Raw genomic sequence first — 12,679 nt, 5'->3', positions numbered from 1 at the left:
CCCGGGCATCGTGCGCCCGGGTCTCCTCGTCGGTCCCCGCCGGTCAGCCGGCCTGCCACCCGCCCGGCGGCGGTGCGGCGGCCCGCTGGAAGACGGCCGCGTGTTCCCGGGCGAAGTCGCCCAGCGAGCGGGGCTCGGCGCCGGTCAGCCGCCGTACGGTGTCGGTGACGGCCTGGACCCGGCCGGCGGCGATCAGGTCGTTGAACACGGCCACGTCCTCGGCGTACCACTCCTCGGCGCCGAACTGCCGCAGCATGGCGGCCACCTGCTCGCGCGGCACGGGCAGGTGGCGCACCGGAATCCCGGTCGCCTCGGCGAGCACCTTCGCGGTGTCGTCGAAGGAGAGCGCCTCCGGCCCGGACAGCACCAGGGTCCGGTTGCGCGCCCACTCGGGGCAGTCGGTCAGCACCGCCGCCGCGGCGGCCGCCACGTCCCGCGCGTCGACCATGGCCACCCGGCCGTCCCCGGCCGAGCTGCGGATCGCGCCCCCGGCCACCATCCCGAACAGGTTCTGCATGAAGAACGCCAGTTGCAGGACGGTGTGGTCGACGGCGGAGTTCACCAGCAGCGCGTTGGCGTCGCCCTGCCAGACACCGTGCCGCAGCGGCGACTCCCGGCCGGCGTCCAGCACCGACAGCTTCACCACGTGCCGCACCCCGGCGCGTACCGCCGCGTCGATCGCGTGGCGCTCCTGGGTGAGCTGGCCCCGGCTGGTCGCGGTGAGCACGAACACCCGGTCCACCCCGGCCAGCGCGGCGTCCAGCTCCGCCGGCCGGTTCAGGTCGCCGGCGATCAGTTCCGCCCGGTCACCGAGCTTCCTGCGGGCCCGCTCGACGTCGCGGACCAGCGCCCGGGGCCGTACGCCGGCCGCGGCGAGCAGCCGGACCAGTTCGGACCCGACCCGGCCGGTGGCCCCGGTGACCAGGATCGCCCCGCTCATGCCGGCGCCTGGTGGTTCTCGACGGTGACGTCCTTCTCCGGCAGCTCGCCCGTGAGCAGGTACCGGGTGGTCAGCTCGTTGACCACCGGGTGCCCGCCGAACGGGAAGAGCTTGTGGCACGCCGTGTCGGTGGCGAGCACCAGCCGGCTGTTCTCCGGCAGCAACTCGCGCAGCCGCCACGCCCCGACCGCCCGGGTGAAGATGTCCGCCTCCGACTGCACCAGCAGGATCGACCGGGCGGTGTTCCCCGGCCCGATCTCGGTCAGCGGCTCCACCGGCGAGGTCGGCCAGAAGGCGCCGGCCTTCACCGAGGCCAGGGTCCGCCCGATGAACGGCAGCTCCTCGCCCACGCTCGCCATCTCGGCCTCGTACCGGTCGAGGTCGCGCGGCCAGCTCGACTCGCCGCAGAGGATGGCGAGCTGCCCGGCGGGGGTGCTGTCCTGGCGCTGGTTGACCAGGCCCATCAGCTCGCCGACCGCCGGGCCGGGCACCGGCTCGCCGTGCACCGCGGCCTTCAGCACCGCGCCGAGCAGCGGGTACGTCCGGTCCGCGGTCAGCATCACCACGGAGAAGAACTCCAGCGCGAACCGGTCCAGCGGCATGGGCAGCCCGGGCACGGCCAGCGGCTCCCGACCGGCCCGCTCCAGCAGCTCGTCGTAGCGGGACCGGACCGCCTCGGCGGTGTCACCCAGGCGCAGCTCGCCGTCGCGGGCTGCGGCCCAGCCGCACCAGCGATTCACGGCCGCCTCGGTGCTGGCCGCGACGTTGAGGAAGAGCCCACGCCAGGGCCAGTCGGGGCTGAGCACGCTGTCCAGCACCACCCGATCGGCCCGCTCGCCGAACAGCTGGGTGTAGACCGCGCCCAGGTACGTTCCGTACGACCAGCCGAGGTAGGAGATCCGCTCCTCGCCGAGGGCGGCCCGGACGACGTCCATGTCGCGGGCCACGTTGCGGGTGCTGGCGTGGGGCAGCAGGTCCAGCGCGACGTCGGCGACCTTGGCGGCCACCTTGGACTGGAACCGGATCTCCTCGGTGAGGCTCTGCGGCCGGTGGAAGACCCACAGCCGCTCCTCGGGCGTCCAGTCCACCTCGATCGGGTGGCTGTCGCCGCTGAACCGGTGGTCGAAGGCGACCAGGTCGAACCGGTCCAGCACCTCGGCGGGGAGCGCCCCGACGAGCTGCCCGATCAGCGGGATGCCCCGGTTGCCCGGGTCGTCGGGGGCGATCATCAGCACCCCGATCCGCCGCCCGGGATCACCGGCGGGCCGGCGGGCCACGGCGATCTCGATGGTGCGCCCGGCGGGGTCGCGGTAGTCGAGCGGGACGGTGACCCGGGTGGTCTCCGTCCCCGCCTCGCCCTCGGCCGGCTGCCAGGTCAGCCGCTGCCGGCGGTAGCCGGCCAGGTCACCCCCGGCCGGCCCGTCGCTGGTCGAGGTGTGCAGAACATCGGCGGACATGTGACGTTCTCCCTTCGTCGCCACGGGTGGCCGGTCAGGCCCGGAGCTCGTAGAGGGTGTTGAACGGGCTGGGCTCCATCAGCTTCTCGACGCGTCCGAAGCCGGCCTCATCGCACAGCCTGCGCAGCAGCGCCGGCGGCAGCCCCATCAGCCCGGCCGGGTCGGCGGCGCCGGTCGCGAGGCCCTGCGGTACGTGCTGGAGGGTGCTGATCGCGTAGAGCATGCTGCTCACCGGCCCGGCGCTGGACAGCGGCACGTCCTCGCCGTTGGTGGCCAGCAGCAGGAACACCCCGTGCGACTGGAGGGAGTCGCGGATCCGGCGCAGCAGCGCGGCCGGGTCCGGCGCCTCGTGCAGCACGTCGATCGCCAGCACCAGCGCCAGCCCGTCGCCGAGGTTCTCGGCCGGGTCGGCGGTGCTGAACCGGATCCGGTCCGCCACGCCGGCCGCGGCCGCCTCGGCGCGGGCCCGACGGACGTTGATCTCGACGGGGTCATATCCGACGAGTTGCAGCTTCGGGAACGCCTGAGCGAGCAGGATCAGCGCCCGGCCGTCGCCGCAGTGCACCTGCGCCACCCGGCCGCCGACGGTGAGCTGCTCGGTGAGCCCGTCCACGGCGACCACCCACTGCGGGACGAGCACCTTGCCGAGCCGGTTGGCGTCCTTGTGCCAGACGGTCTCGAACAGCTCCGCCGGGTACTCCTCGGGGTGCAGCCCGGAGCCGGTGCGGAAGCCCTCGATCACGCCGTCCAGCACCGCCGACAGGGCGGGCATGAGCCGCGCCATGTCACCCATGTAGAACGGCCCGTCCTCGTCGCCGAGCGCGGCGGCCGGGCCGGGCGGCAGGGCGTACCGGCCCTCGGCGTCCCGGGTGAGGTAGCCGGCACTCGCCAGGGCCAGGGCCCACTCGCGGACGTACCGCTCGTGGTTGCCGGTGCGGCGGGCGAGGTCCGCGGCGGTGGCCGGCCCCGAGCGGGCCAGGTCGGCGAAGAGGCCGAGCCGGCTGCCCAGGGCACACATGACGACTACGCCGGCCGCCGACACGTCGGCGACGAAGCGCTGCATGAAGGCCATCAGCGCGGACATGTCGAGCTGCCCCGGCGGGCCGGGCGGCTGCGGGGCTTCGGAGGTCAGGGTGGGCTGGTTCACGGTGATCACCTCGGAGGGGACGGGGCTCGTGGCCGGTCGGTCGGGGCGGCGCGGGTCACCAGTGCACGGGGATCTCGCCCGGGGTCCGGAACGCGGGCACCGGCAGCCACCGGAGCTGGTCCTCGGGCACCGCCAGCCGCAGGCTCGGGAAGTCCCGGGCCAGGCCGGCGAGGAGCGCGGTCAACTCCATCCGGCCGACCGGGGCGCCGAGGCAGTGGTGGATGCCCTGGGCGAAGGTCAGGTGCGGATTGTGCCGCCGCGCCAGGTCGATCCGGTCGGCGTCGGGGAAGACCGCCTCGTCGAGGTTGGCGGCGTTGAACGAGGGGATCACCGGGTCGCCGGCCGGGATGGTCACGCCGGACAGCTCCACGTCGGCCACCGCGATCCGCACCGAGCCGAGGCCTCCGCCGGCGGACTGGGAGTGCCGGAGCAGCTCCTCGACGGCGGTCGGCACCAGCTCCGGCTCGGCGTGCAGGGCCGGCAGCCGGGCCGGGTCGCGCAGCAGGTTGAGCACCAGGTGCACGATCTCCGCGGTGACCGGCTGGTCGCCCGCGCCGATCAGGTCGAAGACCAGCGCGACCAGTTCGTGGTCGGCGAGCTGGTCGTCGCCGGTCGGGGCCACCAGGTCGCTGAGCGCGTCCTCGGCCGGTTCCTTGCGCCGGCTCCCGATGAGCCCGGCCAGGTACTGCTGGAGCCCGCCCATCGCCGCCATCTGCTCGTCCGGCGGAACGGCCCCGAAACTGAACGCGGTGCGGATCCAGCCGGCGAAGGGCTCGTACTCGTCGTCGGGCACACCGAGCACGGTGGCGACCACCGCCAGCGGCAGCGGCCGGGCCACCGTGGCGAGCAGGTCGGCCGGCTGGTCCGTCGCGGCCAGCCGGTCCAGGTGGGCGGCGACGACCCGCTCGACCCGGGGCCGCAGCCGCGCCAGCCGGGCCGGGTCGAAGGCCCGGGCGGCCAGTCGGCGGACCCGGGTGTGGTCCGGCGGGTCGAGGTAGAACAGCGACGGCAGCGGCGGGATCGGAGCCAGCTTCGGCGCGTCCGGGCCGGTCAGCGCGCGGCGGCTGAACCGCTCGTCGCCGAGCACGGTGAGCACGTCGGCGTGCCGGGTGACCAGCCAGGCCCGGTCACCGGTGGGCAGGACGACCTGGGTCACCGGCTCCTCGGCCCGGAGCCGGGCGTACTGCGGCGGCGGCAGGCAGGGGTCGTCCTGGGGGAACGGGAAGGTGGCGTGGCGCGTGCCGGTCGCGTCGGATCGGGTGCTCATGCTGCGGCCTCCATGGTCGGATCGGTTTCTGGCCCCGCCGGATCACCAGGTGACCGGCACCGCCCGCAGACCTCGGACGAATCCCTCCGTGCTCCAGGCCAGCTCCGCCTCTGGCACGGCCGGGGCCAGCTCCGGGAACCGGTCGAGCAGCCGCCGGACCAGCTCCTGGAGCTCGATCCGGGCCAGCTGCGAGCCGAGGCAGGCGTGGATGCCGTGGCCGAAGGCGAGGTGCAGGTTCGACTCCCGGTCGAAGTCCAGCTCGTCGGGATGGTCGAAGGCCCGGGGGTCGTGGTTGGCGACCGAGGAGAACGGGAAGACCGTCTCCCCGGCCCGGATCAGCACGTCGCCGAGCTGCACGTCCTCGGTGGCCACCCGGGGGAAGACCCCGTGCGCGGTCTGCACCGGGATGTAGCGGAGCAGTTCCTCCACCGCGGCGGGCACCAGCTCGGGGCGCTTGCGCAGCTCGGCCAGCTCGTCGGGGTGGGCCAGCAGGGTGTGGACCAGGTTGCCGATCTGCTTCTCCGCGGTCTCGTGCCCGACCACCAGCAGGGTCACCCCGAGGAAGACCAGCTCGTCCTCGCTGAGCCGGTCGGTGCCGTCCCGCGCCGCCACCAGCTCGCTGAGCAGGTCGTCGGTGGGGCGTACCCGGCGCTGGGCGACCAGCCCGGCGATGTAGCGGGAGAGGTGGCCGAGCGCCTCGGCGGTCTCCGCGCGGGTCCGGGTGAAGATCGACATGGCGGTCTCGGACCAGGCGTCGAACTGCGCCCGGTCCTCCTCCGGCACGCCCAGGATCAGGCAGATCACCCGGAGCGGCAGCCGGGCGGCGACCAGCGACATGAGGTCCGCCGGGGCACCGGCCCGCTCGACGTCGTCGAGCAGCAGGTCGACGTGCCGGCCGATCTCCGGCCGCAGCTGCTCGACCCGGCGCTGGGAGAACGGCTTCGCCACCAGGCGGCGGATCCGCGTGTGGTCGGGCGGGTCCATGCTGAGCAGCGACACCTGCGTCATCGGCTGGGGGAACATCCGGGGCAGGTCGGCACCGAGGATCCTGGCCCGGCTGAACCGGCGGTCGGCCAGCACGGTCCGGTTCGCCGCGTGGTCGAGCACCAGCCAGGCCTCGCCGCCGTACGGGAGGGTCACCCGGGAGACCGGCCGCTCGTGCAGGAGCTGGCGGTACCGCTGGTCGATGGTCAGGCCGACGTCCCGGGTGAACGGGTACGCGGGGGCCGAATCGTCACTGCTCACGGGGCCACCTGCCGTTCCGGCGCGATGCGGGCGGGGACACCGCTTTCGAGATCAGCGGCGTACGGCCACGCTATGCGGCGGGAACGGAGGGAGGCTTCCTCCACCTTGCTCCGGCGGGCGGCGCCCGCGGCGGATCAGGCCTCCTGCTCCAGCACGGTGAGCATGGAGCGCACCACGGAGGACCGCCAGCCGCTGCCCATGGTGCGGTGGGCGACCGCCTGGAACGGGCTGTCGAGGTCGAAACCGGAGTGCTCCATCAGCATCCGGGTGCCCCGGCCCTCGGGCTCCAGCCGCCAGGTGACGACCGAGTCGAGGCCGCTGCCGCTGCGGTCCGCCCAGGTGATCTGGAGCAACCGTTCCGGCTCGACGGCGAGGACCTCGCAGTGGATGGTGCCGGCGAAGTGCAGCGCCGGCATCGGCTTGGCCTGGAAGGTGAACTGGTGACCGACCACCGGCTTGAAGTCGTTGGGCATCAGCCAGCGGGCCATCAGATCGGGATCGACCAGGATCCGCCACACCTGTGCGGGCGGATACGGCAGGAACTGGTCGACTTCGATCTTGTCGGGTTCGGTCACACCGGCTTCCCCTCGGTTGCGGACTCCTCGGCGACCAGCGCGGCGAAGTCGCTCATCCGCTCGCGCCAGAACCGCTCGTAGGGGGTGAGCCAGTCGCGCAGGTCCATCAGCGGCTCCGGCTCCAGCCGGTAGAGCCGCTTGCGGCCGCTGCGGCGCTCGGTCACCAGGCCGGCGTCGCGGAGCACCTTGAGGTGCTCGGAGACGCTGGGCCGACGCATGTCGAACGAGGCGGCCAGATCCTGCACCGACTGTGGGCCGCCGTCGCGCAGCAGCCGGATGAGGTCGCGCCGGACCGGGCTGGCCAGCGCCGCGAAGACGTCCACTCCCGTGGCGGCGGACACGCTCAACCGCCCGATTCGCGGGTGACGAGGACGAAGCCGTTGCCGTCGGGGTCGACGAAGGTGGCGTCGCGGCCCCACGGCCGGTCGTGCGGGCCGTCGACCGCCACGCCCGCGGCGCGCAGGCGCGCGCAGTCGGCGTCGAGGTCGTTGGTCTCCAACTGGACTCCCTGGAGGTCACCTGGCCCGAAACCGGTGCGACCCGGCACCAGAACGATACCAGTGGCGCCCTTTTCCGGACCCACCTGCAACCAGCGCATCGGCCCCATGGTCAGGTCCTGCACGACCGTCAGACCCAGGACGTCGGCGTAGAACGCCTTCGCCCGGTCCTGGTCCGACACGGAGACCGTGATGAGCCTGATCTGGGTGATGGTCATGGACAGGACGATAGGTAGGAGTTTTCCTACCTGTCAACCGAGTGACGCGAGTATGGCAGGGAGTGAGAAACACGACGGCGGCCCATGCCGTGCCGCCCCGGGACGGGCGGCACGGCACGGACCATCGCGGGGGCCGCCGGTCAGCGGCTCCGGTAGCGGGCGATGGCCAGGCCCGCGAAGACCACGATCAGCGCGACCATCCAGATCAGCGCCCGGGTGACGTAGTAGCCGGTGCTGTGGCCGAGCAGCGCCTCGGCGGGCGCGCCCTGGGTGAGGGTGCGGACCGCGTTGACCACCACCGTCACCGGCTGGTGCTCGGTGAACGCCTGGAGCCAGCCCGGCATGCTGGAGGTCGGCACGAAGGCGCTGGACGCGAAGCTGATCGGCATCACGATGAACGAGATGCCCTGCGCCGCCTGGACGCTGCCGGCGAGCAGCCCGACCGCCACGAAGATCCAGACGAAGGCGAACCCGAAGAGCACCAGGAGGCCCAGCGCGCCGAGCGCGGAGGCCCAGTCGGTGTGCACCCGCATGCCCACCGCGAAGGCGATCGCGATGGTCGGGATGAGCACCGCGACGGTCATGGCGAGGTCGGCGAGCACCCGGCCGGTGAGCACGGCGCTGCGCGGCATGGGCAGCGACCGCAGCCGGTCGAAGAGGCCCCCGACGTGGTCCTCGGCCACCCCGAGCGCGGTGCCGATGGTGGCGAACATGATGCCCACCGTGAGCAGCCCGGGCGCCATGAAGTCGACGTAGCGCATCGTGCCGGTGCCGATCGCGCCACCGAACACGTACCGGAAGATCAGCAGGAAGGCCACCGACTGCACGATCCGCAGGATCAGCAGCTGGGGCGTGCGCCGGTAGATGCGCAGGGCCCGCCCGGTGAGCACACCGACGCTGGGCAGCAGGCGGGCGTTGTTGGCCGGGTGCGGCGCGGCCACGGCGGTCATCGGGCACTCCTCGACACGGTCTCGGGCTCGATGCCCGCAGGGGTCTCGGGCGACCGCGGCGCGGCGCCGCGGGGCTCGCCCGCCGGGGTCGACCCGGTCAGCGACAGGAACACCTCGTCGAGCGTGGGCCGGCGCAGGGCCACGTCCTCGACGTGCACGCCCAGCTCGCTGACCTCCTGCAACGCCTCGCGGAGCCGCTCCGGGCCGGAGTCGACGGCCACCGAGGCCATCAGCGAGCCGTGGTCGACGACCGGCGTCTCGGCGCCGATCCGGGTCAGCGCCCGCACGGCCGGGTCGAGATCCTCCCGATCGCGGACGTGGATCTCCACGATGTCGCGCCCGGCCCGGCTCTTCAGCTCCTTCGCCGTGCCGGAGGCGATCACCTGCCCGTGGTCGATGATCAGGATGGTGGTGGCGAGCCGGTCCGCCTCCTCCAGGTACTGCGTGGTGAGCAGGACGTCGGTGCCCTCGGTGGTGAGCGCGCGGATGGTGTCCCACAGCTCGATCCGGCTCTGCGGGTCGAGTCCGGTGGTGGGCTCGTCGAGCAGCAGCACCTGCGGACGGCCGACCAGGCTGGCGCCCAGGTCGAGGCGACGCCGCATGCCGCCGGAGTAGGTGCGGACCAACCGGTCGCCGGCCTCGCCGAGGCGCAGCCGCTCCAGCGTCTCCTCGGCGCTGGCCCGGGCGGTGCGCCGGTCCTGGCCGAACAGCCGGGCGATCATCTGGAGGTTCTCCCGCCCGGTCAGTGCGGGCTCGACCGTGGCGTGCTGACCGGCGAGGCCGATCAGCTGGCGGACCCGGGCCGGCTCGGCCGTCACGTCGATGCCGCAGACCCGCAGCGTGCCGCCGTCCGGCCGGGCGAGCGTGGAGATCATGCGCAGGAAGGTCGTCTTACCGGCGCCGTTGGGCCCGAGGATCGCGGCGACCTGGCCGGACTCCAGGCGCACGTCGAGCCCGTTGAGGGCGACGACCTTCCCGAAGGACTTGGTGAGGCCCACGGCCTCGATCATCAATGACATGGCACTCTCTCAACTGAGGACCGGGAGTCCGTCGGGCCGCGCCGGCTCGGGCCCCGACCCCGGGGGGAGAGGTCGGGGCGGCCGAACCGGAGCGCGTCGGCCTACTGGCCGCCGGGCACCGACATGAGGACGAAGCCGTTGCCGTCGGTGTCGGAGAAGTTCGCGTCACGACCCCACGGGCGGGCGTTCGGCCCGTCCACCTTGACGCCGGCGGCGCGCAGACTCTCACAGTCGCCGTCGAGGTCGTCGGTGAAGAGCTGGACGCCCTTGAGGCCGCCCACGGGCACACCCAGCACGCTCGGCAGCAGCGCGAAGCTGACCGGCGATCCCTTGGGCGCCACCTCGAGCCAGCGCATGGGCCCCATCTGGGAGTCCTGCGACACCTCGAAGCCGAGCTGCTCGACGTAGAACTGCTTGGCGGCGTCCTGGTCGGACACGGGCACGGTGATCAACTTGATTCCCTTGATGCTCATGCCGACGACGATAGGTAGGGAACTTCCTACCTGTCAAGCGGATCCGAGGGTGTGGCACCGGCCTTGCGCAGCGCGGCGAGCACGAACGACGGCGTCACCGACTGCTGGGTGATCTCGATGCCCAACGCGTCGGAGAGCGCGTTGGTGATGGCCGGCGGCGCGCAGATGGCGCCCCCTTCCCCGACCCCCCGGTGGTCCGGCGGGCCGGCCCCGGGTTCCGGGCCGAGGTGCACGATCTCGATCGGCGGCACGTCCGCCGCGGTGGGCAGCAGGTAGTCGCGGAGCGTGTCGGTGAGCGGCCGGGCCGCCTCGTCGTAGTGCAGCCGCTCGTGGAGCACCCCGCCCAGGCCCTGCGCCGTGCCGCCGCGGATCTGCCCCTCCACCACGGCCGGATTGATCATCGAGCCGCAGTCCTCGACCACCAGGTAGCGGGTGATCTCCACCTGCCCGGTGCCCGGGTCGACCCGTACCCAGCAGCAGTGGGTGGCCTGGGCGAACCCGCCGTCCGCCCCGTCGTGGGTGGCGGTGGCCGCCAGCTCGGTCGGTGTGTCCGGAGGCAGGTAGGCCGGGGCCAGGGCGACCATGCCGGCGAGCTGGACCATGCTCAGCCCGGTCGCCGGCCGCTCCCGGACGTAGACCCGGCCGCCGGCCAGCTCCAGTTCCTCCGGCGGCGCGCCGAGCATCCCGCTGGCCAGGCGGAGCACCTGGTCGCGTACCGCCCGGGCGGCCCGGGTCGCCGCGCCGCTGCCGAAGGTGGCGGCCCGGCTCCCGCCGGTGCCCACCATGCTGAACGGGGTGGCGTCGGTGTCCCCGTGCACCACCCGCACGGCCGTGTACGGCAGCCCGAACTCGGCCGCCACCACCTGGGCGAGCGTGGTCTCGTGCCCCTGCCCGTGCGGGATCTGCGAGGTGAAGAGCGACACCTCGCCGGTCGGCTCGACCCGGACGCGGGCGGTCTCCTTGCCGCCACCGGACATGGCGAGGAACTCGGCCCCGCCCGGCGAGGGCTCGATGAAGGTGGCCAGCCCGAAGCCGAGCACCTCGCCCCGCTCCCGGGCGCGCCGCTGCTCGGCCCGGAACCGGGGCAGGCCGGCCAGCTCCAGCGCCCGGTCCAACGTGGCCGGCGCCCGCGTACCGTCCAGCCGCCACCCGGCCGCCGTCCGGTACGGCTGCTCGGCGGGGGTGACCAGGTTGCGCCGCCGGATCCCCTCCGGAGCCAGCCCCAGCTCACCGGCGACGATGTCCAGCAGCACCTCCCGGGCCCAGGTCTCCACCGCCCAGGGCCCCCGGTACGCCACGTACGGCCCCTTGTTGGTGCACACCGTGCTGACCTCGAAGTCGTACGCGGGGACCCGGTAGGGGCCGGGGATGAGCAGCCGCAGCGCCAGGGTGAAGAACGCGGGGTTCATCGGGATGACCGAGTACGCCCCGATGTCCATGACCAGCTTCGCCCGCAGCCCGAGCAGGGTGCCGTCCGCCCGGACCGCCGCCTCCAGGTGCAGCGACTCGTCCCGGGCGTGCCCACCGACCAGCAGGTTCTCCCGGCGGTCCTCGATCCACCGCACCGGCCGGCCGGTCCGCGCCGCCGCCGCGCAGACCAGCAGGTCCTCCCGGGTGATCCCCCACTTCGACCCGAACGAGCCGCCCATGTCGGGCACCACCACCCGCACCCGGTGCGGCGGCAGCCGCAGGTGCGCCGCGAGCACCATCCGCATCAGGTGCGGCGCGTGCGCGCTGACGTGGTACGTCAGCTCGCCGCCGGCCGGCTCGTAGGTGGCCAGCCCGCCCCGGGTCTCCAGCGGGGCGGCCATGTAGCGGTGCTGCCGCAGGGTGCGGCCGATCACCCGGTCCGCGCTCCGGAACGCGCCGTCGACGTCGCCGTACCGCGCCATGTCGTGGTACGGCACGTTGCCGGGTGCCACGTCGTACAGGGCCGGGCCGGCCGGGTCGAGGGCGGTGGCCACGTCCGGCACCGGAGGCAGCTCGTCGTACCGGACCTCGATCAGCTCCAGCGCGTCCTCGGCCAGGTAGCGGCTCTCCGCCACCACCATGGCCACCGGGTCGCCGACCAGCCGGACCCGGTCGTCGGCGAGCGCGGTGTGCACGAGCTGCGTCATTCCGGGGATCGAGGCGTCGAAGCTGACCGGACCGAGCGTCCCGGCGAGGTCCGCCGCCGTGAAGACGGCGATCACCCCCGGAGCGGTCCGGGCGGCCGAGGCGTCCACGGTGATCCGGGCGTGCGGCACGGTGCTGCGCAGGAACGCCGCGTGTGCCAGGTGCGGGGCGGTCAGGTCGGCCACGTACCGGCCCCGGCCGGTGAGCAGGCGCGGGTCCTCGATCCGCCGGGCCGGGCTGCCGACCCGACCCTCCTCGGGCACGCCGGTCATCGCGCCGCTCCTTCCGGCGCGGCCGGCCGGCGCCGCTCCGCCGCGGCGAGCCGGACCGCGGCCACGATGCTCTGGTAGCCGGTGCAGCGGCAGATGTTGCCGGCGAGCGCGGCGCGGACGCCGGCCTCGTCCGGGTCCGGGTCGTCGGCGAGCAGACCGTGCGCCGCCAGCAGCATGCCCGGGGTGCAGAAGCCGCACTGCACCGCGTGGCACCGGCGGAACGCCTCCTGCACCGGGTCCAGCTCGCCCGGGGCGGCCAGCCCCTCCACCGTGGTGACCTCGTGGCCCCGGGCCTGCACCGCGAAGAGCAGGCAGGCGTAGACCGGCTTGCCGTCGAGCAGCACCGTGCAGGCCCCGCAGGCGCCCTGCTCGCAGCCGACGTGCGTGCCGGTCAGCCCGAGATCCTCACGGAGGAAGTCGGCCAGCGTCCGGCGCGGCTCGACCCGCCCCTCCCGGCGTACCCCGTTCACCACCAGCTCGACGGACTCCATGCGTCGCTCCCCA

At 73.8% G+C, this 12,679-nt stretch carries 13 protein-coding genes; all 13 read right to left on the bottom strand.

Annotated elements, in window-relative coordinates; all coding sequences use genetic code 11:
* Positions 1-43 precede the first annotated feature (43 nt).
* Complete coding sequence (locus tag ACFYPD_RS12885; RefSeq protein ID WP_387112201.1) at positions 44-940, bottom strand: NAD(P)H-binding protein; 897 nt, start codon at positions 938-940, stop codon at positions 44-46.
* Positions 937-2,397 (bottom strand): alpha/beta fold hydrolase, encoded by a 1,461-nt coding sequence (locus ACFYPD_RS12880; protein ID WP_387112198.1) that lies wholly within the window; start codon positions 2,395-2,397, stop codon positions 937-939. Before ACFYPD_RS12880 ends, ACFYPD_RS12885 begins: the two co-directional genes overlap by 4 nt.
* 34 nt (positions 2,398-2,431) lie before the next feature.
* Positions 2,432-3,544 (bottom strand): class I SAM-dependent methyltransferase, encoded by a 1,113-nt coding sequence (locus tag ACFYPD_RS12875; protein ID WP_387112195.1) that lies wholly within the window; start codon positions 3,542-3,544, stop codon positions 2,432-2,434.
* A gap of 55 nt (positions 3,545-3,599) precedes the next feature.
* Complete coding sequence (locus tag ACFYPD_RS12870; protein WP_387112192.1) at positions 3,600-4,811, bottom strand: cytochrome P450; 1,212 nt, start codon at positions 4,809-4,811, stop codon at positions 3,600-3,602.
* 42 nt (positions 4,812-4,853) lie between these two features.
* The gene (locus tag ACFYPD_RS12865) at positions 4,854-6,056 is read right to left on the bottom strand and encodes a cytochrome P450 (RefSeq protein WP_387112189.1); all 1,203 of its coding nucleotides are present in this window, start codon (positions 6,054-6,056) and stop codon (positions 4,854-4,856) included.
* A 134-nt stretch (positions 6,057-6,190) separates the two neighbouring features.
* Positions 6,191-6,631 carry an SRPBCC domain-containing protein gene (locus ACFYPD_RS12860; protein ID WP_387112186.1) on the bottom strand — a complete coding sequence of 147 codons (441 nt, stop codon included), beginning with the start codon at positions 6,629-6,631 and terminating at the stop codon, positions 6,191-6,193.
* Complete coding sequence (locus ACFYPD_RS12855; protein ID WP_387112184.1) at positions 6,628-6,972, bottom strand: ArsR/SmtB family transcription factor; 345 nt, start codon at positions 6,970-6,972, stop codon at positions 6,628-6,630. Before ACFYPD_RS12855 ends, ACFYPD_RS12860 begins: the two co-directional genes overlap by 4 nt.
* A 2-nt stretch (positions 6,973-6,974) precedes the next feature.
* Positions 6,975-7,346, bottom strand: coding sequence for a VOC family protein (locus ACFYPD_RS12850; RefSeq protein WP_091316676.1), 372 nt, complete (start codon positions 7,344-7,346; stop codon positions 6,975-6,977).
* A 140-nt stretch (positions 7,347-7,486) separates the two neighbouring features.
* On the bottom strand, positions 7,487-8,296 hold the full coding sequence (locus ACFYPD_RS12845) for an ABC transporter permease (protein ID WP_387112181.1): 810 nt from the start codon (positions 8,294-8,296) through the stop codon (positions 7,487-7,489).
* Positions 8,293-9,315, bottom strand: a complete 1,023-nt coding sequence (locus ACFYPD_RS12840; RefSeq protein WP_387112178.1) for an ATP-binding cassette domain-containing protein — start codon at positions 9,313-9,315, stop codon at positions 8,293-8,295. Before ACFYPD_RS12840 ends, ACFYPD_RS12845 begins: the two co-directional genes overlap by 4 nt.
* Before the next feature lie 101 nt (positions 9,316-9,416).
* Entirely contained in the window at positions 9,417-9,788 is a 372-nt protein-coding gene (locus tag ACFYPD_RS12835) for a VOC family protein (protein ID WP_387112176.1), read from the bottom strand.
* A 26-nt stretch (positions 9,789-9,814) separates the two neighbouring features.
* Positions 9,815-12,175, bottom strand: coding sequence for a xanthine dehydrogenase family protein molybdopterin-binding subunit (locus ACFYPD_RS12830; RefSeq protein ID WP_387112173.1), 2,361 nt, complete (start codon positions 12,173-12,175; stop codon positions 9,815-9,817).
* Positions 12,172-12,666: a (2Fe-2S)-binding protein gene (locus ACFYPD_RS12825; RefSeq protein ID WP_387112171.1), complete on the bottom strand. Its 495-nt coding sequence runs from the start codon at positions 12,664-12,666 to the stop codon at positions 12,172-12,174. The genes ACFYPD_RS12830 and ACFYPD_RS12825 overlap by 4 nt, the downstream gene beginning before the upstream one ends.
* Positions 12,667-12,679: the final 13 nt, after the last annotated feature.

Source organism: Micromonospora sp. NPDC005299, assembly GCF_042872345.1.
Classification (GTDB): domain Bacteria; phylum Actinomycetota; class Actinomycetes; order Mycobacteriales; family Micromonosporaceae; genus Micromonospora.
This window is presented reverse-complemented; position numbering and strand designations above follow the sequence as displayed.

What these genes read in the sequence shown, in the direction of transcription:
- ACFYPD_RS12885 (WP_387112201.1), bottom strand. Translation starts at nt 940, where the DNA reads ATGAGCGGGGCGATCCTGGTCACCGGGGCCACCGGCCGGGTCGGGTCC.
- ACFYPD_RS12880 (WP_387112198.1), bottom strand. Translation starts at nt 2,397, where the DNA reads ATGTCCGCCGATGTTCTGCACACCTCGACCAGCGACGGGCCGGCCGGG.
- ACFYPD_RS12870 (WP_387112192.1), bottom strand. Translation starts at nt 4,811, where the DNA reads ATGAGCACCCGATCCGACGCGACCGGCACGCGCCACGCCACCTTCCCG.
- ACFYPD_RS12850 (WP_091316676.1), bottom strand. Translation starts at nt 7,346, where the DNA reads ATGACCATCACCCAGATCAGGCTCATCACGGTCTCCGTGTCGGACCAG.
- ACFYPD_RS12845 (WP_387112181.1), bottom strand. Translation starts at nt 8,296, where the DNA reads ATGACCGCCGTGGCCGCGCCGCACCCGGCCAACAACGCCCGCCTGCTG.
- ACFYPD_RS12840 (WP_387112178.1), bottom strand. Translation starts at nt 9,315, where the DNA reads ATGTCATTGATGATCGAGGCCGTGGGCCTCACCAAGTCCTTCGGGAAG.
- ACFYPD_RS12835 (WP_387112176.1), bottom strand. Translation starts at nt 9,788, where the DNA reads ATGAGCATCAAGGGAATCAAGTTGATCACCGTGCCCGTGTCCGACCAG.
- ACFYPD_RS12830 (WP_387112173.1), bottom strand. Translation starts at nt 12,175, where the DNA reads ATGACCGGCGTGCCCGAGGAGGGTCGGGTCGGCAGCCCGGCCCGGCGG.
- ACFYPD_RS12825 (WP_387112171.1), bottom strand. Translation starts at nt 12,666, where the DNA reads ATGGAGTCCGTCGAGCTGGTGGTGAACGGGGTACGCCGGGAGGGGCGG.